We start from the raw sequence: 23,655 nt of genomic DNA on the forward strand, positions 1-23,655 counted from the left end.
AAGCCGTAAACGTTTACGTCAATCAACGTGCCAACATATCTCCAACAAGGCTTGGAGCTATTTGATCAAGATATTTTTTATCTTGGATAAGGCACTGGCGTTTGTTGGTTTACGGAGTAAAAAATGCAGCGTTCAAAATCTTCTTCTTTTAATTTTCAAAAAATTCCTAATCGTTACGCATCCATTGTTTTACCGTTCTTCTTGTCCATTATTATGACTTTTATTGTGTCTTGTATTAGTACGCTCAGAAGTATGGGTTTTGAGCAGTTCTCTTTTACAACGTGGATGTCAGCATGGGGAATTTCTTGGCTGATCGCATTTCCTGTGCTGCTCTTGGTGTTACCTATCGTGCGTAAAATGACAATGCTCTTGGTTCGACCAGCTTAAATTTAGACCATAAAAAACGTAGATCTTGGGTCTACGTTTTTTTGAACATCTTCTGCTTAGAAATTAATCGACAACTGCACCGATAAATACGCCACAAGACTTGATAAAAACAGCATCGGAATATATCGATAGGCTTTAAATACAAGCTGCTCATATTTAGAAATCAGCTCATGGTTATCCCAAACACTGGTTTTTAGGGCACTTAAAAAGCACAATACAAACCATGCACTCAACATACTCAGTGCAAAAAATCCGATTATGATTTGACTACTTCCTTCCGAAGCTTGCCACAATGTTAAAGCCCCTTCACTAAAAGGTAATAAACTTAAAATGAGCAATACAGATTTAAGCATTGCCCAATGAAACTGATTCAGTTCATCCAACATAAAGAATGCTTTCATCTGATTTCTCCACATCTTATTTTTCAATGGCTTAAATTTATTATGCAAATCTTTGATCTAAAGAAATAGTCTATTTTTCTGCATAATCTCTTTTTCTTGTAACTATTAAATATGGGAATAATTCTTATTATAACTCTCACATATTCAATATTTTATTTATTTTATATTTTTCAAAATTTTAGTTTATTATTTCTAATTAAGAAACATTATCACTTCACTCTAGATTTATTTAATTCAAAAGTGAAGTGATATTTTATTCAAGCATTATGGCTGATAATAAATATCCGCATCATTGCCTTCGCCACCTTCTTTACCATCCGCGCCAAACGAATATAAATCAAATGCACGACCTTCACGACCTGGGATTACATACTGTAAATCATTTTCCCAACTGTCTTTTGGATAGCCGCCTTTGACATAACCACCCGGTAACCAGTTCTTTGCAGAAGCAGGTTGATTCACCAACGCATCTAGACCACCATCTTGCATTGATGGGTAACGACCATTGTCTAGCTTATATTGATCCAAAGCACCCGCAACACCTTTTAAAGTAATACTGGTGGTATCGACTTTGGCCTTTTCACCACGGCCCATCACGTTCGGAACGATCAGTGCTGCCAAAACACCAAGAATTACAATAACAACCATCACTTCAATGAGCGTAAATCCTGAGACCCGATTAAAGCGAGCAACGCTCGGTCGGGTCGCAAGACGAGAAGCCATGCTTCGAGTGGCAGGATTCAAGCTTTGTTCAACATTGTGTTTATTCATATTCATCTCTTACATGTCACTCATTAGATCATATTGTTCATATTAATAATTGGCAACATTACCGCAATCACAATTACCAAGACAATTGCTGCCATAAAAATCAGCATCAAGGGTTCGAGTAACGCCAGTAACGTGGAAATAAAGGTGGTCACCTCACGATCTTGCATGGTCGATGCCCGATCTAACATCCGGTCCAGTTCACCAGACGCTTCACCACTTCGAATCATTTGTACCATCATTGGGGGGAAATAACCGCAACGCTCCAACTGTGTTGCCAAATTACCACCTTCTGTTACACGCTCCATCGCCACTTCAATCGCATCACGAATTACCCAGTTATTACTGACTTCCGCCCCAATGCGTAAGGCTTCAACCAAAGGCACACCTGAACGGGTCAGAATCGATAAGGTACTGGCAAAACGTGCCGCATTTATACCACGCGAAAGTTTACCAAATAGTGGCAATCTGAGTGTTAATCGGTCAAATGCATAATGTCCCGCATTGGTTCTTAAAAAACGGGTAAATACAATAATGGCAATTAATGCAAGGATTAACATGCCAATCCAAGTATGCCGAATAAAGGCACTGGCTTTCATCAAGGCAACCGTGATCCAAGGCAAGGCTTCTTTACTTTGTTCAAAGGTTTTGACAATTTCAGGCACGACATAGGTCATCAAGCCCATCACAATCCCGAAAGACATCAACATCAGTACAATCGGATAGATCATCGCGCCCTGCACTTTCTTCTGCATAGCAAAACGGTTCTCGGTGTAGTCGGACAGTTGATCTAGAATCAGATCAAGATGGCCTGAGCGCTCGCCTGCTGCTACTGTTGCAATATACAGTTCAGGAAATCGCCCCGATTGCTGCATACTTTTTGCCAGTGAATGCCCCTCCAAAACCTTGGACCGTACCGCGATTAATAAGTTTTGGACATGTGATTTTTCACTTTGTTTACTCACTGCACGCAGTGCTTCTTCAAGTGGAATTCCCGCAGCGACCAAAACTGAAAGCTGACGGGTCATCAAAGCCAGATCATAGGCACTAAAGCTTTTTTTAAACCATGAACGCTGTTGTTGTTTGTCTTTTTGCTCAACCGCATCGACCGCAATGGGTGTCCATGCTTTATCGCGTAACTGTTGACGAATTTGGCGTGCAGAATCCCCTTCCAGCACACCTTTATGTTGCTTTCCAGAGGCATCAAGCGCAGTAAATTGATAAGCAGGCATGGTTCTGTTCTAATTGTCCCAAAATAGTTGTTGTTACCGTTGCATCCGTGTTTGAAGTGAAACCTGAGCGTTTCGCAAGAAATTCATCGACATAACACTTCGCACTTTAGCATAATTCCATGACATGCAGTCATGCCATTTTACCCATGAATGAAGCCTATATGCCTAGCCAAAATTCTAACGCTATTCTTTACCGTATTCGAGTCGCGATACCCGTCTATGTGTATGACACCTTTGATTATACAGTCAGTGCTGAGCAATATGCACAGGCACAAATCGGTGCACGCGTTGCCATTTCTTTTGGGCGGCAAAATCTCGTGGGAATCATTACTGAAAAAGTAGATCCTAACGAAGTATTTACAGGACAATTCAAACTTAAGGCCATCACAGAATTACTCGATCAGGAAACGATTCTAGACCAACAAGTTTTAACTTTGTTGACATGGTCAGCACAATATTACCAATTCCCGATTGGTGAAGTGATGCAAAGCGCTCTACCTACCTTATTAAGACAAGGGCGTGCCTTGGATATTCTGTTTCATTTATGGAAGATCATTCCCCATGATGATCCCAATACCTTATTAAAACGTTCACAAAAACAATATGATGCTTATCAGGTTCTCAAACTGCATCCCAATGGCACCACTGAAAATGTGCTCAATCTAAGTGGTGTAGAAACCTCAACCCTAAAAGCCTTGGAGAAAAAGGGCTTGGTTGAATGCTGCCTTGAACCGCATGATTTTACCCCAACGCCCGTACAACTGGCGCAAGTACCATTAACCCCCAATGACGATCAGAAAAAAGCGATTCAACAGATCCTCAAAGCACAGCATCACTATCAGGGATTTTTACTCGATGGTTTGACTGGCAGCGGTAAAACTGAAGTCTATCTGCACGTCATGCATGAGGTATTAAAACAAGGCAAACAAGTGCTGGTACTGGTGCCTGAGATTGGCTTAACCCCGCAAACCGTTTCACGGTTTAAATCACGTTTTCATTGTGATGTGGCCTTACTGCACTCAGGCTTAAATGACTCGAAACGCTTACAGGCATGGCAACATGCGCAAACCGGTAAAGCGTCGATTATTATTGGTACACGTTCCGCAATTTATACCCCACTGCCGCAGCTGGGTTTAATCATCTTGGATGAGGAACATGACCTCTCCTTTAAGCAACAAGAAGGTTTCCGTTACCATACCCGTGATGTGGCCTTGTATCGAGGTCATTTGCAGAACTGTCCTGTCATCCTTGGCTCTGCAACACCGAGTATCGACAGTTATCATTTAGTGGAGTCTGGCAAGTTACATTTACTTGAACTCAATCAACGTGCAGGCGTGGCGGTACTGCCGAAAATGTATGTGGTGGATTTAAAAGTCGCAAAAAAGAAGCACGGTCTGAGTCAAACCCTGATCGAACAGATCAAACATACTTTAGAGCGCAAAGAACAAGTGCTGATCTTTTTAAATCGACGCGGTTATGCGCCGATCCTGATGTGTGAAAGCTGTGGTTGGCAAGCCAACTGCCCACATTGTGATGCGCATTTTACTTTGCATTCACAGCCCTACCATTATTTGCATTGCCATCATTGCGGCACCATCAATCGCTTGCCTGATCATTGTCCTGCCTGCCAAAAACAAAGCTTAAAAACCATTGGTGCAGGCACGGCAAAGCTTGAAGAACACTTACAAGAACTCTTCCCTCACAATGAAGTCATTCGAGTCGATCGTGACAGTACCAGTCGAGTCGGCAGTTGGCAAAAGATCTATGATCGGATTCAGCAAAATAAGCCCAGTATTTTATTGGGTACACAAATGCTGGCCAAAGGCCATCATTTCCCGCATGTAACGCTCGTTGCGATTTTAGATATTGATGCTGGGTTACTCAGTGTCGACCCACGTGCACCTGAGCGAACCGCGCAGTTGATTGTACAGGTCGCCGGCCGTTCTGGTCGTGGCGAGCATAAAGGCAGTGTCTATTTACAAAGCCTGCGTCCAGATCACCCGATGTTGACCACCCTAATTGAGCATGATTATCGTACCGTTGCCAAACAAATGCTGGCTGATCGCAAAGTTGCCCAGCTGCCACCCTATCGTTATGCAGTATTGGTGAGGGTTGAATCTAAAGATCGTGACTATAGCCAACAGTTTTTAGCGGATATTGCCCAGCAATTGAGAGCGATGGCGGGTGATACCGTGGATATTTGGGGCCCCATTCCCGCACCGATGGAACGCAAGGCAGGACGTTATCGTGCGCATATGGTGATTTTGTCGACTGATCGCGCCAAACTGCATTTTTATTTACGTCAATGGTGGCAACAAGTGGTACATTTACCGCGTCAGCACCTACTGAGACTCTCAATTGATGTTGATCCACAAGAGTTTAGTTAAAAGCTAAACGTCCGCTGATTCAAATGACCAAGGACGTTTCCAGCTATCATCTTTGCAGATCATATTTTTACAGACACCTCATTTGAGTTAGTCTAGACAAAATAGAAAAATTGAGGCATTCAATGTCTTTCCTACTACCGATTATTTTTTTACTGGCTGCGACTTTAATTTTTGTTCCATTGACAAAACGTTATGCCTCGACCACTGTTTTGGGTTATCTGATTGCAGGGCTTTTGCTTGGTTCCAGTGTTTCTGGTTTGATTGAAGACCCTCAACTGATCAGCCAACTGCTGCATTTTGGTACAATTGCGGTGATGTTCTTTATCGGGTTTGCTTTTCGCCCGCTACAACTCTGGGCAGAACGCAGAGGCATCTTAAAAAACAGTGGCTTACAATACTTCATCACCACCATCTTTCTGGTTGGAGCATGTTTGTTACTGTTTCATCAAGTACTGCTCAGTCTGATTATCGGATCTGCTTTAGCACTCTCTGCGGTGATCCTCCCACAACAATTGCTACAACAAAAACAACAGCTCAATCATAAATTAGGGCAAGCAACACTTGCGACTTTACAGTTTCAGGCGTTTATTGCCGTCATTCTGATTGCACTCTTTCCCTTATTGGAAGACACAGCCTCGACACGTCACGGTATTGCTTACTTTGCTGCAATCATTGCCACCATTTCAGGTTTGTTCCTCGCCAGCCGTTATTTAGTTCGACCTGCATTTTGTTTTTTAGCCCGTAAACACAGTATTCACCTCATCCCTGTTCTCAGCTTATTGGTGCTGCTTGCTGTGATGCTCATCATGGATATTCTCAATATTCATGTATTGATTGCTGCATTTTTAGCAGGATTGCTCCTCGCAGAAACCGAATTTAAAACTGAAGTTGAGCGTATTCTCGAACCCTTTAAAGATGCAGCGACAGGCTTATTTTTTCTGGCGATTGGCTTAGGCCTTTCATTGACCCCCTTAACTCAAACACCACTGCTGATCTTCGCTTCAATTTTTGGCTTGATTTTGATCAAGGCCGCTGTGATTGGCGCGATCTGCTATTACCAACAACGCCATGCCAAACTCAGCACCCTGTTTGCAATCATTTTGGCGCAAAGTGGTGAGTTCAGTTTTATTCTGCTCAAGCTGGCAGAAAGTGAAAATTTACTTAGCACGGCGTTATTAGAATCGACCTTCCTGATTATATTGGGCTCGATGCTGCTCACCCCGCTGCTCTATACACTGTTCGATCGAAAAATCTTGCCTATGCTACAAAAGAGTAAAATCGCGGTGGTTGATGCCGATGTTCCACAACATCCAATTCTCATTATTGGATTTGGACGTTTTGGACAAGTCATCGCACGTGCTTTACATGCGCAAGGCAAACCCTTTAGTGTGATCGATAGCAACCAACCTGATGCTGATTTTATTGAACAATACGGACATCGTTTTATTGATGCTGATGTTACTCAAGTCGAAAACCTGCGTGCTGCAGGCATCGAATATTGCAAGTTATTGATTGTTGCGATTGATGATGTTGAAGATAGTATGAATCTGGCGCGACACCTACGTTTAAACTACCCAGATTTAATGCTTTTCGTCCGCGCTCGTGACCGTCATCATGCCCATTTACTGCATGGCTTGGGTATCTCACAGATTTGGCGTGAAACTTATGCCTCATCGTTAAATATGGCACAGCAAGCCTTGATTGAAATGGGGCTTTCTAGCGATGAAGCAGAAATGCAGATAGCGCAATTCAAACAGGAAGACCAACGATTGCTAACACAGCAACATTGGGCTCATGATCAGCAAGAAATACTCGAAAGTTATCCTAACGCCATGGCAGAACTTGAGTATTTATTTGCAAATACAAAAACTTTGCCTGTCGATCGTGTGAGCAATGATCAAAACACACAAAGTGATGCAAATTCACCCAATGAAACATCTTGAGTTTTAGCAAACTGACACCATTATTGACTGCATACATGCACCTTTTTATAAAGCCCAAAGTGCTTTTCAAAGCAGTTGATTGCTTTGTTTCCCCTTCAGGGGTACTGGAGAAAAATATGTCTGATTTACGCCAACGCTTTTTTATCGAAGACTGTCCTGTTCGCGGTGAAGTGGTGCATTTGGAAGAAGCGCTTCAAACCATTTTGGCGCAACGTGAATATATGCCTGCGGTACAAAGCCTCTTGGGTGAAATGCTCAGTGCAACGGCCTTGCTTGCTAGCACCTTAAAGATTCATGGTCGTATTAGCTTACAAATTCAGGCCACAGGCACATTCAAATGGGCGATGGCCGAATGCAACCATTTAGGCGAAGTACGTGCCTTGGCAGATTATGAAGAAGATCCTCGTTTTGTCGAAGGCAAAGACAGCCGTACTGTGCTTGCTGCACTTAGCAATCCAGTATTGTTCATCAATATTGAACCTGAACACGGCGAACGCTATCAAGGGATCGTACCACTTGATCAACCCACTTTGGCAGGTTGCTTGACCCAATACTACGATTTGTCTGCACAGATTCCGACGCATATTGTATTGGCAACCAATCAGCAACGTTCAGGTGGTTTATTGATTCAGCTCCTTCCTCGTAACGATGAAGAAGAGCAAAAACTGGTGGACGAAGATTTGTGGCCGCGTTTAACCATGTTGACTGAAACCTTAAAACCGGAAGAACTGACAGATCTTTCAGCCAATGAAATCCTCTATCGTTTGTATAACGAAGAAGAAGTACGTTTGCCTGAAGTTGAGCAATTAAAGTTTGGTTGTACCTGTTCTAAGGAGCGCTGTGCCAATGCCCTGATTCAGATTGGTGTAGATGCAGTGCATGAAACTTTAGAAGCGCAAAACCCCATCCAGATGGATTGCCAGTTCTGTAATACGCGATATGAGTTTAGTGCAGAAGAAGCTTTAGGTTTGTTCGGTGAACATTTAAGTTAATTAACCAAATGTTAAAAAATAAAAAGAGACGGGCTTCCGTCTTTTTTTATTTTGTATTAAGGTCTATCCGATAAAACAATGTGCAAATCTTCCAATAACATAGACCTTAACTTGCCTTATGAATTACTTCGAATATTTACTGTTTATCATCAGTGTGGTTGTGCTGATTGCCACCCCTGGCCCTGTGATGATTCTAGTCGCCAGTGCTGGCCTTAAAGGTGGCTATAAAAAAGCATTGGAGACGATTTTTGGCACTAACTTCGCTTCTTTAATCCTGATTTTTATTTCCGTACTCATTCTCAAAGGTTTTCTTAGCATTGATGAGAATTACCTCAAAGCCATTCGGGTATTGGGCTGCCTGTATATCGCTTATCTGGGCTATAGCATTATTAAAGAAGTGCTTCAGGCACCGCATCCAACCGCCAGCCAAACCGTATCTGCACAAAGTGGCGGCTTTAAAAAAGGCTTTTTGGTGGGGATTTCCAATCCGAAAGACATCATTTTCTTCTCGGCTTTTTTCCCGCAGTTTATTCACATCTCACCGAATATCAATTTCAGTTTAAGCCTACTGACAATGACCTGGATTATTTTGGATTTTCTCACGTTGTCTTTGGTGTATCTGTTCTTCCGCAGTCTGTCTCAAAGCAGTATCTATCCTAAGATTCTTGGTCTATGTGGTGTTTTATTGGTCTTGATTGCGCTCTATGGACTCGTGGATACCTTTATCTAAAATCGACCTCAAGTCCACATTAAAAGCCATAGCGGTGTACATTTTTAGCCAAACAGAACAAGTCTTATACAATCGAATCCATTGAAATCTCTTGGATTCGTTTCATAATGAAACAAACACATTATTATCTTTATTAAAATCATGGCAAAAAATTATTATGAAGAGCTCGGTGTTTCAAGAGACGCCTCAGCAGATGAAATCAAAAAAGCCTATCGAAAATTGGCGCGTAAATACCATCCTGACATTAGTAAAGAAGCCGATGCTGAAGCCAAAATGCAGGCCATCAATGTCGCCTATGACACTTTGAGTGACAGTACTAAAAAAGCCGAATATGATCAAATACTGGATCATCCACAAGGGTTCTCTAATTTCGGGCAAGGCAATCAAAGTGGCTTTGATGGCTCACAGTTTTATCGTCAAAGTTCAGGGGATGGGGCTGACTTTAGTGGCTTTGAAGACTTATTTGGCCGTTTTGGTTCAGGTTTTGGCGGCGGGCAACAACGTTCACAACGCCAGCAACGCAGCTATCGTGGTGAAGACCAGCACGCCAGTATTCAGATCGATGTAGATATTGCCTATCATGGTGCTACTCAACAGATCACCTTGCAAATCCCGACCTACAATGTGTATGGTGAACCTGAAGTGCAACGGAAAACCCTAGAGGTTAAGATTCCAAAAGGCATGAAGGAAGGCCAACAAATCCGCCTCAATGGTCAAGGTCAAAGTGGTGTTAACGGCGGAGAAAATGGTGATCTTTATATTGAAATCCAATACAAAGACACGGATCGAATTCGTGTCGAAGGTGCCGATGTATACCAAACCATTGATGTCAGCCCTTGGGAAGCAGGTTTGGGCCAAAGTATTGAGCTGAATACCCCTGCTGGACAGCTCAAAGTCAACTTACCGAAAAATGCCAAGAATGGGCAACAGTTACGCTTAAAAGACAAAGGCATTCCAAACAAAACAGCAGGACATTTATATCTGATCATTAATATTGTTTTACCGCCAGCGCACAGTGAGCAAGAGCAACAGGCCTACCAACAATTTGCCGATGCCTTTACTGCTTTTAAACCGCGTGCCTCATAAGGAGTAAGATCATGACAACTATTCAATACAAAGAAATTCAATATGACGGTCACTGCCAAGTTGAAATCATTGATGAACAATTGGCACTTGATCTTGAGCACTTTGCAGAGGCATGTGGGCAAAGTACCGACTGGGTGTTAAAACTGATTGATTATGACATTTTGCAAATCACGGTTGATCCGCAAAGCTATCAGTTTATTGGTGAAGATGTGAGTCGGGCCAGACGTGCTTACCGTTTACAACGTGACTTCGATGCAAGCTTATCAGCTGTAGCGGTGATGTTGGATTTAATCGATGAAGTGCAACAGCTGCGTAAACAGCTCAAACATTTTCATTAAACCATCCTTTGCATGACCAAGCCCAAACTATTTCAGCTTGGTCATTTTCTCCACTTCTTTCAGCGTTTGCTTAATCGGTTCATAGTCCAAAAACCACAACAGATTAAAATTACGCTGCCGATGCTGCTGCGCCAGTAAATCAATAACGCTACGCTCACCACGTCCCACCAAATGTTGACGATAAAAATAATACAGCAAGAATATGGTACTCATCAGCATCACCCCGAGCATGATCCAAAAGCCAACAGGTGATTTCAATCCTGGAATAAACTCAAAGTTCATCCCATAAACGCCAGTCAACAAGGTCAGTGGTGCAAAGATAGCGGTAATGATTGCCAAGATGCGCATGTTCTCATTGGTTTGATTGGCAATGGCGGAGAAGTGTAAATCGATGGCCGATTGAATCGCATTTCTTAAACGCAGCGTATGTTTTTGTACCCGTTCCACATGACTCATCAAATCGTTCAAACGCACCAACAGAATATCTTGCGCTTTATGCTTATGTTCACCGACCACATGGTGATAGTTATCAACCAACTCATCTCTAAACTCCTGCAAGGTTTCGATCTGCTCCTCACAGAGATTTTCGATTTGCTGAAAGGCCATATCCTCATGGAACAATTGATGCCACTGCTTAAAACGACGATTGCCCTGTAACAGTTGCTGTTGCCAATATTCAACCCGACGCGTTAACGGCGTGCGTAAGTTTAGATAACCATCAATCATGCTATTCAGCAAGCGTAGGCATAAATCCGCGGGGGTACTGGCTAACTTACGCGGTTTATTCTGCTCGGCAATTGGTCGCCCCATAATGGTCTGAATGCGTTGAATATAGCTCTCTACCGCCTGATTGCCTTGCTCTCTCACACTGACCAAAACGGTAGGTGTTAAGATAAAACTCATCGGTGTGGTCGCTAAACCAAAAACACTTTCATGCGATTCTGAAAGGCCTTCACTTTCTAAAATCTGGTCATCTGGACTGATCAGTTTACGGAATACCAATAGGTCATATTCCTCCACTGTATCAAACGCACACGGATGTTCGATATTGAGTAAATCGCGCAGATGGAATTCATTCAGCACCAGCCCTGTCTGTGCATAAATATTTTTCTGCCAAGACTCGGTATGATTCACTAAATCTTGTCTAAGACTATCCACCCATAAAAATTCGAGCGTATGCTCTGCTTGTTGTTCCGCACTGATAAAAATCGTGTTTTCACTGTTATGGCGATAAAAATAATAAAGCTGCATAGGATAATAGCAATTAAAAGGGCTAGAGAAATGCTGCCACGAAGCCAGATAAAAAGCTACGGCTATTATAGAGACAGAAACCACATCCAATAAAAAAGCCTCACATGTACAACATGGAGGCTTTTCTAATATCTGAAAAATTACACTTCTTTTTTATCCACCACGCCGTATTTTAAGGCTTGGTCGAGTTGTTCTTTATCCAGTGCATTATCCCACTTTGCAACCACAATGGTTGCACAAGCATTGCCGACTAAATTGGTCAATGCACGGCATTCTGACATAAAACGGTCAATACCAAGAATCAATGCCATACCCGCCACTGGAATTGCAGGAACAACTGACAGTGTTGCAGCCAAGGTAATAAAGCCCGCACCTGTGATGCCTGCTGCACCTTTAGAGCTCAGCATCGCGACCAATAGAATCGTGATTTGTTGTGTAAGGGTTAATTCAATATTACAGGCCTGAGCAATAAACAGTGCCGCCAAAGTCATGTAAATGTTGGTACCATCCAAGTTAAATGAATAACCTGTTGGAATCACCAAGCCCACCACCGACTTTTCGCAGCCTGCTTTTTCCATCTTCGCCATCAATGATGGTAGTGCTGCTTCGGATGAGCTTGTTCCGAGTACCAACCAAAGTTCGTCTTTAATATAACGAATCAAATCAATAATCGAGAAGCCGTTATAGCGTGCGACTGCACCCAAAATAATAATGACGAACAGTAAAGCAGTAATATAGAAGGTCGCAATCAATAACATCAAGTTACCGATTGAACTGATCCCATAAGCACCAATGGTAAAGGCCATGGCACCGAATGCACCAATCGGCGCAAACTTCATCAACATACCGACTAAAGTAAATACTGGCGTAGTGAGCTGCTGTAAGAAATCAGTGACTGGACGACCTAAATCACCTGATTTTGCCAAAGCCAAACCAAACAACACCGCGACAAAGAGGACTTGAAGAATTTGACCTGATACGAACGGACTGACCAAGGTATCTGGAATGATATTCATCAAGAAGCCGGTAATGGTCGACTCATGCGCTTTGGCTGCATATTCATCAACTTTGGTGCTGTGCAAGCTGCTTGGATCAATATTCAAACCGTGACCTGGCTCAATCACATTTCCTACAATCAAACCCACGATCAAAGCTAAAGTGGAGAAGGTCAAGAAATAGATCATGGCCTTCGCGGTCACCCGACCTACGCTGCCGAGATTTTTCATGCCCGCGATCCCCGTCACAACGGTCAGGAAAATCACAGGAGCAATAATCATTTTAACTAATTTAATGAAGGCTTCGCCGAGTGGCTTCAAGCTTTCACCCAATTCTGGGAAGAAATGACCTAACAATATCCCCGCAACAATCGCGAAGATCACTTGCACATAGAGAATCTGATAAAACTTTGGTTTCTTGGGAGGCTGTTGGTCATCTTGACCTGTGGCGACATGATCGACAAGCATGTGCGATATTCCTTCATATTGAGATGAACAAATAGACTTCCGACTGTCTATCTAAAACCACATAAACGCAGGCAGGCACGGAAATTTGGGGAATTCTACGTTAATTGTGAGGTATACAATTAAAGTATTAGACTAATGTCTAATATCAAGAAATTTTATGTTTATAGTTTCAGTTTTTTATGTTGTTAACAATCATTCACTTAATAAAAAAGCGCATTGTTAAAACAATGCGCTTTTTTTAAGCAAAATGCTTGCTAGCATTAAGCTTGTTCAATGTCTTTCATTGTCAACTTGATACGACCACGGTTGTCGACATCTGCAACTTGTACTTTAACGTCCTGACCTTCTTTTAATACGTCAGTCACATTCGCAATACGCTCATTCGAGATTTGTGAAATGTGAAGCAAACCGTCAGTACCTGGCATGATATTAACGAATGCACCAAATTCAACGATACGAATCACTTTACCCGCATAGATTGTACCTGGCTCAACTTCTGCAGTAAGCGCTTGGATTTTCGCAATCGCAGCTTTCGCAGCCGCTTTAGTTTCACCAAACACGCGTACCGTACCGTTATCTTCGATATCAATCGCCGCTTTAGTTTCTTCAGTAATCGCACGGATGGTCGCACCACCTTTACCAATCACGTCACGGATCTTGTCAGGGTTGATGTTGATCACTTCGAAGGTCGGCGCATGTGCATTGATTTCTGAACGTGCACGTGAAATGACTTTGTTCATTTCATTCAAGATGTGCATACGACCAGCAAATGCTTGGTTTAATGCAACTTCCATGATCTCTTCAGTGATCCCTTCGATCTTGATGTCCATTTGAAGTGCAGTAATACCGTTGGCAGAACCTGCAACTTTAAAGTCCATATCGCCCAAGTGATCTTCATCACCCAAGATGTCAGAAAGAACTGCGAAACGCTCGCCTTCTTTAACCAAGCCCATTGCGATACCCGCAACTGGTGCTTTCAATGGTACACCAGCATCCATCAGTGACAATGAAGCGCCACATACAGAAGCCATAGAAGACGAACCATTAGATTCAGTAATATCAGATACGATACGAATCACGTACGGGAAGCGGTCAGCTGCAGGAAGAACCGCTTGAACACCACGACGAGCCAAACGACCATGACCAATTTCACGACGCTTAGGACCAGATTCACGACCCGTTTCACCAACAGAGTAAGCTGGGAAGTTATAGTGCAACATGAAGTTGTCAGTTTTTGTACCCGCTAAGGTATCAACCATTAGCGCATCACGCGTATTACCCAAAGTCGTTGTAACCAAGGCCTGAGTTTCACCACGTGTGAATAATGCAGAACCGTGTGCACGCTCTAATACGCCAACTTGTACGTCGATACCACGTACAGTTTTAGTATCACGACCATCAATACGTGGCTTACCTGACAAGATGTTGTCACGTACAGTACGGTATTTAAGGTCTTCAAATAATTCGTTCACTTCATCCGCAATACCTGTTTCGTCATTTTCAGGAACGAACTGAGCAACCGCTTCTGCATAAAGTGCATCAAGCGCCGCATAGCGGTCTTGTTTAACTGCAATAGTATATGCTTCAGAAATTTTCGCTTCGAAAGCGGCTTTTAATTGCTCAAGCAATGCTTCGTTTTTGCTTGGTGCAACCCAAGTCGATTCAACCGCACCCGCAGCTGCAGCAAATTCTTTGATCGCTTGAATTGCAATTTGCATTTCGTCATGACCGAACAGCACTGCACCCAACATTTGATCTTCTGACAGCTCTTTCGCTTCAGATTCAACCATAAGCACAGCCGACTCTGTACCCGCAACCACAAGGTCAAGATCAGATTGAGCAAGTTGTTCAAAATTCGGGTTAAGAACGTATTCACCGTTGATTAAACCAACACGTGCGCCACCGATTGGACCACGGAATGGTGTACCCGCAATTGACAATGCCGCTGAAGTACCCAACATTGCAGCAATATCGGCATCCATCGTCTTATCCGAAGAAACAACTGTTGCTGTCACTTGGATTTCGTTGAAATAACCTTCTGGGAACAATGGACGGATTGGACGGTCAATCAGACGTGAGATTAAAGTTTCAGCTTCAGACGCACGGCCTTCGCGCTTACCGTAACCACCAGGGATACGACCAGCTGCATATTGTTTTTCTTGATAGTTAACAGTTAACGGGAAGAAATCTTGACCCGCTTTTGCTTTCGGCTGAGCCACAACAGCAACAAGAACAGTCACACCACCCATGGTCACTAAAACTGTATTTGCTTGACGTGCAACACGACCCGTTTCTAAAACAACTTGGTGTTGACCAAATTGAAATTCTTTACGAACGATATTAAACATTGACATGTATTATATTTTCCTAGTTTTATTCTAGTGAGACCCCTAAGGTTTGGCATTCAGACTACCACTGCTGTGTAGATAAATGACAAAGCTTAGAAGCCATCGCACTAGATCAAAATTTTTAAATAAATTTAAACACAAAGAAGGAGCGAACAAGCGCCCCTTCTAAAGTCACCTAAACTAAATTAGGTGAAACTCTCTTTTCAGCGATAAAGCATAGCAACATGCGAAATACCGAAAACAAAGTAAAATCGAATTAACGACGTAAACCTAATGCGCCGATCAAAGCAACATAACGACCGTGATCTTTACCGTTTAAGTAGTCAAGTAATTTACGACGTTGGTTAACCATACGGATCAAACCACGACGGCTGTGATGGTCGTGTTTGTGTTCTTTAAAGTGACCTTGCAAATCATTGATTTGAGCAGTCAATAAAGCAACTTGTACTTCAGGTGAACCAGTGTCGTTTTCAGCACGAGCAAATTTAGCGATGATCTCTGCGCGATCAGTGTTAGTTAAAGCCATTCGATTTCTCCGAGATGCTTACAAAAATAAAATGATAATGATCAGTTGAAACCAACCGACTGCCGTGCATCACTACAGCAAGGCGCTTATTTTAAGTGATCTATCGCTATATTGCAAAATTGTTTTATATCCGCTGGCAATTCGGCAGCTGACAGCGCTGTACAAAATAGGCACACTAGCCTGATTCTGTTTTCAATTTATGACAGAGAAGAAAGAAAACGAAAATATTGCGAGGGAATCGTGAAAATTTTATCAACCAATACCTGTTATGTGCCGCATGATCTAAATCAAGTGATTCGCAGCAAAGATGAAGTCTCGGCTGAATTAGGCGGCATGACCGAAAGACAGATTCAAAAGATATGGAACAGTGTTGAAAATCTATATAAAACGGGGAATTATCCACTTATTAGCTTATGCCTACGTCGTCAGGGGCAGATTCTTCTCAATCGAAGTATCGGTTATGCGCAAGGTAACTCTCCAGATGGCTTAGCCACCGATGCCAAGATTGGGACACCAGATACCCCAGTTTGCCTGTTCTCTGCCTCTAAAATGGTCACAGCAATGTTGATCCACATGCTGGATGAACGAGGTGATTTAAATCTACTTGATCCGATTAGCTATTACATTCCTGAATATGGCGTGAATGGTAAACGTCGGGCGACCATTTTTCATTTGCTCTCCCATCGTGGCGGTATTCCTCGTATCGACACAGAGGTGACGCCAGAGCTTTTATTTAATCAAGAAGAGATACTAAAACTGCTCTGTGCAGCCAAACCAGTTTCACCTTCTGGAACTCATCTTGCTTACCATGCCGTGACCGCAGGTTATATTCTGGGCGAAATCGTGCAACGGGTGACTGGGCAAAGTGTACGCGAGTTTCTGGCCGAACATGTTGAAAAGCCAATGGGCTTGGATTATTTCAATTATGGATTAAAACCTGAATATCGTGCCGATGTTGCCTTGAACTATGCGACGGGGATTCATCCAAGTTTAGGCACAGATCATTATCTCAATCATGTACTCGGTGGCGGTCTACAGCTTGCAGTCGATGTCACCAATGATACCCGTTTCATGGACACCATTTGCCCCGCTGGCAACATCTATACCAGTGCTGAACAAGCAGGACGTTTTTTTGAAATGCTGCTCAGTGGCGGAGAATATCAGGGCAAACAAATTATGAGTCCTCAAACGGTATTCCGCTCCACCCTGCCAACCTCTGGTGTTAGCTTAGATCGGACCTTACTGGCACCGATGCGTTATGCACTGGGCCCAATGCTCGGCAGTAATCCCGTAGGACTATTTGGCCCAATGACCGGACAGGCCTTTGGACATATCGGGTTTTCTAATATTCTGTGCTGGGCAGATCCAGAACGGGATATTAGTGTATCGCTCCTGACTACCGGAAAATCCGTGGTGGGAACTCACTTGCCTGCACTGGCAAAAACGTTGTACCAGATCTCTACAAATTGTCCGAAAATTGCGAAGAATCAACGCCGTTCCCTGTTTGCAACAGATCGTACTGAAGCTGATCTGGTTTAAGGATTAGCCACTAGAATGCCGCGCACAAAAAAGCCCAAGTCAAACTTGGGCTTTTGCGCTTAGATTTATCATTGTTCTTTTTTTTGTTTTTTATTCTTTTTTCTTACACCATTCAAACCCTCTGAATGCTCATCACACATCCTTTTCTTTATTATTTTTAACACATATTCGCTTTCTCTATACCGACTATTCTGTCAGAATCAATTGTGGAGAGAAATAGCATTTCTCTTATCTCTGTGTAAGAAAAAACGTACAAGTCTGTATAACATTTAACTTAATAATAACAAAAAATTGTCAGACAAGAAGATTTCTATTTCTTCCTTTTATTTGAAGATATAAATAAAGTAAAACCAATGCAGATTTGTTAATGCGTGAATTTTCACCTATTCTCAAAAACCCTAAATAGCATATGGATTAAGTTGATTTTATAGTGAATTTTGACATGAAAATAAAAAAGCCCTGTAGTCTCTCCCAAAACTACAAGGCTTAGCGGCTGTAAGTTTCCTCTTTTATCACTTACTTCACTGTAAGTTCGCTGTCATACGACGTTATTATTATATTTTTGCGATTTACCTAGCTTTCCGTGCTAGGCTCTTTGTGTGTACATAATCTCAAAAACCTTGCGCTTGCTCTAGCGACAATATCTCGAATCCTTGTAAGCTTTTACTTACAAAATGGTGAATTCTGAAGAATAAGTTCACAATCTGTTCAAATTGATCTTTTGCACTAAACCACTACGTCGAACAGTACGTATGCTGAGTGCCTGCTTTAAAGCCTTTGAATCAGCCAAAATACTCACCACTTTTTTAGCACGCGTAACGGCGGTATAGATCAATTCCTGACTCAACAACTTCTCGGCATGCGCATCCAAAACAATCGCGGTATGGGTAAATTCCGAGCCTTGTGATTTATGAATGGTTAAAGCAAAGGCGGTTTGCATACTGCGTGGCAGTCGGTGCGCTGCAATCCATTTATTTAAGCTCGGGAAAAAGACTTCGAATTGCTGTGACTGGGTGCGATGTTTAAAACAGATCCCAATATCACCATTAGAAATCCCAAGCTGATAGTCATTATAGGTCATCATTACAGGACGCCCGACATACCAGTCTCCAACTGCAATTTGTTTGAGTTGCTGATTGAGCCAATGCCCGGCATAACGATTCAGTTGCTCAATTCCCAATGGCCCATGCCGAACTGCCGTTAAGATTCGATAATCATCAAAGGCTTGAATCACCTTCTGGATGTGCTCGGCAGGTTCATCTGCCTGTATATAATGTTTTAAAGCCTCGATATAGGCTTGAAATCCAGCCATTAACTGATGTTGGTAGGGTTCAATATCAACCTGCTGTTGCTCGGGTAGATATTCCAACTGGATCAGGTCAGGCATATCTTTATTTAAGGAAATCGTTTGCAAAGGTGCAGCCTGAACAATTTCCATCTCTAGTTTTGATAAGACTAAATCGGGATCGCTTAGATCTTGCTGTGCCTGAATAAATCGTGCGAATTGCCCAATCTTGGCCTCACCAGAGAAACGGCGGCTGGTCTGTAGCTGGACTCGATTTTCAGTCAATGCCTGTACTTGCTGTAAATCAGCCAAAACTGAACCGACATCAACCGAAGCCAATTGATTGGCATCACCCAGCAAAATAATTCGACATTGATCTGGGACTGCCTCGAATAACAGGGTTGCCAAATTCAAATCCAGCATTGAGGCTTCATCGACCACAATCACGTCATAAGGCAAAGGCTGTTTGGGATGAAAGCGTGGTATTTGTCGATTGCCCATGCCCAGTAAACGATGTAGCGTCTGCGTGGTTTGATTACGCAACTCATCTGTAATTAAACCTGATTCCAATAATTTTGGATCATTGAATGAGTTCTGTAATGCTTCCTGCATGCGTTGCGCGGCTTTACCTGTCGGTGCCGCCATGGCAATACGAATATCGGGAATGGTTTGGTTGAGGGCTGCAATAATACGTGCCAAGGTATAGGTTTTACCTGTCCCCGGTCCACCGGTAATAATGCTCAGGCCTTGTTGCAGCACCATTTTTAGTGCAGCCTGCTGATGTTCATCACTGAGTAAATCCTGATAAGGTTCAGCATCAACAGCCTGAATCGTTTGTCGCTTTAATCGACAAATCTGCTGGGCGAGGCGTTGCTCTAGATGCCAATATCGGTATAATGCCAAGCCCTGCTGATCATAGACACACGGCGCGACTTGCGTCACTGCAATTTCACTAGAAACTGCTAAATCGGCCAGTGCTTCAAGCTGTATTGGCTCAACCTCAATACAACTGTCGCCTTGTAAACTAGCTTCAACCAGTTGTTGTAGTACCTGTGCAGCGTTAACTGATTGAGTAGATTGAGAAAATGGTGCTTCTGAGAGATAGTCGCTCCACATATTTAACCATGTCATTTGTGCTGACTGATCATCAACTTGTTTGTCCACAGAGTTATCCTCAAACTTACCCACACGCTTGTCCACAAGGTTATAAACAGAGTTATTCACAAGCTAAGCTTTTGTTTAATTTAAAATCACGCACTTTATCTACACCATTTTTCCAGCTTTATCCTCAGAAAAATATCCAAGTATTGCATCCAAACGCAAGATAAACTCATCCTCAGGCTTCCAGTAGTAACAGCCTTGCTGCGCCTGCCCATTCATGCCGCGCAAATACAGATATGATGCGCCGCCTAAATGCTGCTGCATATCATAATCCTGCAATTTCACCGACAGATAACGATGTAATGCCACCAGATATAACGCCGCTTGTAACCAATAACTCGACAGTGACATACTTTCTGCAATCTGGGGCTGCTGATAATCCAGTTGCTCCGCCCCCAGATAATTACTCTTATAATCGGCAATATGGTAACGCTGACCATCGAAGTAAACCAAATCGATGGAGCCATTGAGATATCGGGCAGATTTAGCCTCAAGTAATTCAGGCATTTCAATACCATATTCCTCAAACAACTGCTGCACACGCTGCATCGCCAACACTCGATCCGATAAAGCCAGATAGAAAGGACATTCAGACAAGTATTGTCCTGCAGCTAATTGCTTTAACTGAAAGCCCTGATTGAGTGGCGTGTGTAATACTTCATTGAGCCAATCGGCAATCCACTGATACAGTTGCTGCTCGCTATTTTCTTGTTCAGGAAAATGCTGTTGATATTGTAATAGTAGCTCTGACCATAAACTTTGATAGGTATTTTTAAAACGACGGCGAATTTCTTCCACCCACATGTGGGGTTGCTGAAACTCAATCTGCTCAAAAATCTCATGCAGGAAATTACCTGCCAAGGTCCCTTTCGGGAAATACTGTTTAATCCAAGCAATCGGCTGAGCTGTGGTTTTATTTTCCAATTCAGCAAGATTCAACTCATCTTCAGCTTGCTCAAAATCAATATCGATATTGGCCAAGCGATCAGCCCGAGTCGCTTTATGCTTTAAATGTTGTGCCAAATAGCTAAAACTGGTTTTTCCGCGTGCATAAAAACGTTGTGTCGGCAGTGTTTGGGCCAACAGTACGCGCTGTTGTTGAGTTTGTTGCATTTGTAAGGCTTGTGGTCGCGCTAAGATCAGCTCAGCATCGGCACTATAGGGATGTTGAAAGTGATCACCTTGATTCTTCCAAAAAGCCAAACCTGACAACTTATTTTTATCGCCTTTTTCCGGTTCAAATACGGCATAAACACGGTGACTGGCCCGTGTCAGTGCCACATACCACAACCGGTTTTGTTCCGCCAAAGCACGTTGCTGATGTTGATCCAGCTCAGTCTGCTGTAAAAAGTTTTTATCAGCGACTGCCACCACCCGTTGCGTCCGTATTTGACCCGTCTCAGGCAACTGGATTTCAGTGGTAGAAAAATTCAGTGTTTTCTGTACTTCAGCAAAGGCCTTATTCGCCCCCAGTAAAAATACGATTTTAAACTCCAAGCCTTTGGACTGATGAATGGTCATCAGTTGCACACCCGCTTCACTGGACAGCTTGTGTTCAAGCTCCCAATCGCGATCACTTGGCGAATTTAATTGTTTTAAATACCAGTGATACAGGTTTTGCATCCCTTGTACATGTTCACTGTGCTGACTCAAGAGATCAGTGAGGTGGCGTAGATTCACCACGGCACGTTCATTGTCTTTACTTTGTGTGGCCACCAATTGCTGCCAAAGACCAAACTGATTTAAGCAACGCTGCCATGCCGATAAAAAGCCCTGATTCAGCCACATTTCACGTATGTCATCAAACTGCTGAATATAATCACTCAAGCCTTCTGCACTTTGTTCTAAGGCCAATAGTCGAGCCAAATCAAAGCCAAATAAACGACTGAGCAAAGCCCGTTTGAGCTTGGCTTCATCATAAGGATGAAGCAACGCCGTGAGCAGGGCCCCCACATCCTGTGCAATGCTGGAATCAAACACACTGCGTTTCGATGGTCGGTTGACCCGAATCCCCATACGTTCCAATACATATTGCACTTCATCCAGTTGGCGATGGCTACGCGAAAGAATGGCAATATCATCTTCATCAATCGCAGTCGGGATATCACCCTCTAAGTACAATTGCTTTAAATAGGCTTGGTTGAGTAAGTGCTGAATCTGCCACGCCACTTGTGTGGCCTGTTCATTGCCTTCTTGTAGTTGTACCCAACGTAAAGGCTGCGGATTAAATTGGGCATTTTCAACCAAGGCGGGATGCGGACGTGAACCCGCTTGAATCGGGTCATAACTGACCTGCTCACCAAAATCGATCTGACGCTGAAATAGCAGATCCACCACTTCCACCAGCTCTTTCACCGAACGGTGGTTATGCACCAACTTATACTCACGCCCCTGTTTGGCCATAATATCCTGATAAGCATTCAGGAAGGTCAGCATATCTCCACCACGGAAACCATAAATCGCCTGCTTACGGTCACCCACCATAATCATGCAGCCTTTTTGATAACGTTGCGGATGGCGCCAGATACTGGCCAACATATCATCTTGATCTTGGTTGGTATCCTGAAACTCATCCACCAGAATCAATGGATAGCGTGACTGTACAAATACCGCAAAAGATTGTCCTTGCTCGCCTTTTAAAGCTTCAGACAAAGTCTTGATTTGCTGAGCAAAGGTGGTCTCCCCTTTTTGCTGCAACACTTGAGGCAAACGCTTTTTGACTTCAACACATAAATAGGCTTTTAAATAGACCTGTAACTGCTCAAATTCTTGCTGAGTCTGCTGTACAGCGTGAAACAGCTTTTGCAGTTGCAACACGCATGGATGTTGATAGAAGCTCTCGGCAATTTCCGCAGGACATTTCTTAAAAATTTTTTGTGCTTCGAGTTTGTCTAAAAACTTAAATACCGCATCACGTGCATCGGCAAAATAGGCATCAAAGATCTGTATATTCTCAGGACTATTGAGTGCAGTTAATAAGGGCGGCAAGGATTCTGTAAACAGTTTATGAAAGGCATTGTTACGGAAAGAAGCACCATTGATATGTGCATAATAGGCGCCCTCTAACTGAAAGTATTCAGCCAAGCTGCTCAGGTCAATCTGCTGTGCTTGCTGTTGCCACTGCTGCAACTGAGCCAACTCAATCTCAGGCATGGCAGGCAGTTTAAATTGTGCCGAGCTAAAATTCAGCGAGCTTTCCACCATCCCGACAAAATGATCGACACTTTTCAGCCCCCCCACACTATACAAGGCATTGATTACTTGCTGTGGTTGGGTCTGAATCCATTCCCGCAACACATCATGAATTAATTGACGGGTATAGCTTTTGGCATCCTCTGTGATTTCTGCGCGTTCGATTTTGCCACTTTCAAAGGCAAACTCACGCAATAGCTTTTGGCTAAAACTATCCAGTGTTCCAACAAACAATTCATCCAATTGATCGATGACCAATTTTAACCGTTCACAGGCATAGGCAATTCGTGGCGCAAAGTTTTGTAAGACCTGTTGTTTTAAGGGATCAGACTCTTGTAATGCCTTGGCCTGAATATCTTGTTCCAATACATCACGGAAAGGCTCTAAAAAATCAAGGATTTCGACCAGACGCAAACGGATACGCGTTTTCAGTTCTGCAGCTGCAGCACGGGTAAAGGTGGTAGCAATGACCTGATTAGGCAGATATTTCTCTAAGAAAATTCGCACCATCAAACTGGATAGCGTATAGGTTTTCCCTGTCCCTGCGGAGGCTTCGATTAAATGCAGCCCTTCAAATTGAATATCACCAATCGGCTGATAAGACACGGGATATTTTGAGCTCATGT

The 23,655-nt window shown here is 43.0% G+C and carries 17 protein-coding genes; 8 read left to right on the forward strand and 9 right to left on the reverse strand.

The features are described 5' to 3' along the window. Positions 1-123: 123 nt before the first annotated feature. The gene (locus tag F993_RS04925) at positions 124-387 is read left to right on the forward strand and encodes a DUF2798 domain-containing protein (protein ID WP_004656136.1); all 264 of its coding nucleotides are present in this window, start codon (positions 124-126) and stop codon (positions 385-387) included. 56 nt (positions 388-443) lie between these two features. Here the strand turns inward: F993_RS04925 and F993_RS04920 are convergent, their stop codons facing one another. The 3 genes from F993_RS04920 to gspF form a co-directional block, all read right to left on the reverse strand. Next, positions 444-788: a hypothetical protein gene (locus F993_RS04920; protein ID WP_004656137.1), complete on the reverse strand. Its 345-nt coding sequence runs from the start codon at positions 786-788 to the stop codon at positions 444-446. 264 nt (positions 789-1,052) lie between these two features. After that, positions 1,053-1,565 (reverse strand): type II secretion system major pseudopilin GspG, encoded by a 513-nt coding sequence (gene gspG / locus F993_RS04915; RefSeq protein ID WP_032812538.1) that lies wholly within the window; start codon positions 1,563-1,565, stop codon positions 1,053-1,055. 17 nt (positions 1,566-1,582) lie between these two features. Then, positions 1,583-2,788: a type II secretion system inner membrane protein GspF gene (gene gspF / locus F993_RS04910; RefSeq protein ID WP_004656141.1), complete on the reverse strand. Its 1,206-nt coding sequence runs from the start codon at positions 2,786-2,788 to the stop codon at positions 1,583-1,585. Between the two features lie 161 nt (positions 2,789-2,949). Here gspF and F993_RS04905 point away from each other — a divergent pair, with 161 nt between their 5' ends. The 6 genes from F993_RS04905 (at position 2,950) to F993_RS04880 (ending at position 10,264) form a co-directional block, all read left to right on the forward strand. Then, positions 2,950-5,175 (forward strand): primosomal protein N', encoded by a 2,226-nt coding sequence (locus F993_RS04905; protein WP_407637369.1) that lies wholly within the window; start codon positions 2,950-2,952, stop codon positions 5,173-5,175. Between the two features lie 122 nt (positions 5,176-5,297). After that, complete coding sequence (locus F993_RS04900) at positions 5,298-7,118, forward strand: cation:proton antiporter domain-containing protein (protein WP_004656145.1); 1,821 nt, start codon at positions 5,298-5,300, stop codon at positions 7,116-7,118. Between the two features lie 116 nt (positions 7,119-7,234). Next, positions 7,235-8,110, forward strand: coding sequence for an Hsp33 family molecular chaperone HslO (gene hslO, locus F993_RS04895; protein WP_004656148.1), 876 nt, complete (start codon positions 7,235-7,237; stop codon positions 8,108-8,110). Between the two features lie 118 nt (positions 8,111-8,228). After that, a complete protein-coding gene (locus F993_RS04890; RefSeq protein WP_004656150.1) occupies positions 8,229-8,840 on the forward strand; it encodes a LysE family translocator in 612 nt (203 codons plus the stop codon). Between the two features lie 141 nt (positions 8,841-8,981). Further along, the gene (locus F993_RS04885; protein WP_004656152.1) at positions 8,982-9,926 is read left to right on the forward strand and encodes a DnaJ C-terminal domain-containing protein; all 945 of its coding nucleotides are present in this window, start codon (positions 8,982-8,984) and stop codon (positions 9,924-9,926) included. Positions 9,927-9,937: 11 nt separating this feature from the next. Beyond that, the gene (locus tag F993_RS04880) at positions 9,938-10,264 is read left to right on the forward strand and encodes a chaperone modulator CbpM (RefSeq protein ID WP_004656154.1); all 327 of its coding nucleotides are present in this window, start codon (positions 9,938-9,940) and stop codon (positions 10,262-10,264) included. 27 nt (positions 10,265-10,291) lie between these two features. Here F993_RS04880 and F993_RS04875 read toward each other — a convergent pair whose 3' ends face one another. The 4 genes from F993_RS04875 to rpsO form a co-directional block, all read right to left on the reverse strand. Next, entirely contained in the window at positions 10,292-11,515 is a 1,224-nt protein-coding gene (locus F993_RS04875) for a magnesium transporter CorA family protein (protein ID WP_032812541.1), read from the reverse strand. Positions 11,516-11,655: 140 nt separating this feature from the next. Beyond that, complete coding sequence (locus F993_RS04870) at positions 11,656-12,978, reverse strand: dicarboxylate/amino acid:cation symporter (RefSeq protein ID WP_004656158.1); 1,323 nt, start codon at positions 12,976-12,978, stop codon at positions 11,656-11,658. Positions 12,979-13,238: 260 nt separating this feature from the next. Next, positions 13,239-15,326 (reverse strand): polyribonucleotide nucleotidyltransferase, encoded by a 2,088-nt coding sequence (pnp, locus tag F993_RS04865; protein WP_171066080.1) that lies wholly within the window; start codon positions 15,324-15,326, stop codon positions 13,239-13,241. Positions 15,327-15,582: 256 nt separating this feature from the next. After that, positions 15,583-15,852, reverse strand: a complete 270-nt coding sequence (gene rpsO / locus F993_RS04860; protein WP_004656162.1) for a 30S ribosomal protein S15 — start codon at positions 15,850-15,852, stop codon at positions 15,583-15,585. A gap of 240 nt (positions 15,853-16,092) precedes the next feature. Here rpsO and F993_RS04855 point away from each other — a divergent pair, with 240 nt between their 5' ends. After that, on the forward strand, positions 16,093-17,391 hold the full coding sequence (locus F993_RS04855) for a serine hydrolase domain-containing protein (protein ID WP_004656164.1): 1,299 nt from the start codon (positions 16,093-16,095) through the stop codon (positions 17,389-17,391). 697 nt (positions 17,392-18,088) lie between these two features. Here F993_RS04855 and recD read toward each other — a convergent pair. Further along, a complete protein-coding gene (gene recD, locus F993_RS04850) occupies positions 18,089-19,840 on the reverse strand; it encodes an exodeoxyribonuclease V subunit alpha (protein WP_212749787.1) in 1,752 nt (583 codons plus the stop codon). Between the two features lie 99 nt (positions 19,841-19,939). Continuing rightward, positions 19,940-23,653: a UvrD-helicase domain-containing protein gene (locus F993_RS04845; protein WP_004656168.1), complete on the reverse strand. Its 3,714-nt coding sequence runs from the start codon at positions 23,651-23,653 to the stop codon at positions 19,940-19,942. Positions 23,654-23,655: the final 2 nt, after the last annotated feature.

It is taken from the genome of Acinetobacter proteolyticus, from assembly GCF_000367945.1.
In the GTDB taxonomy this organism is placed as follows: domain Bacteria; phylum Pseudomonadota; class Gammaproteobacteria; order Pseudomonadales; family Moraxellaceae; genus Acinetobacter; species Acinetobacter proteolyticus.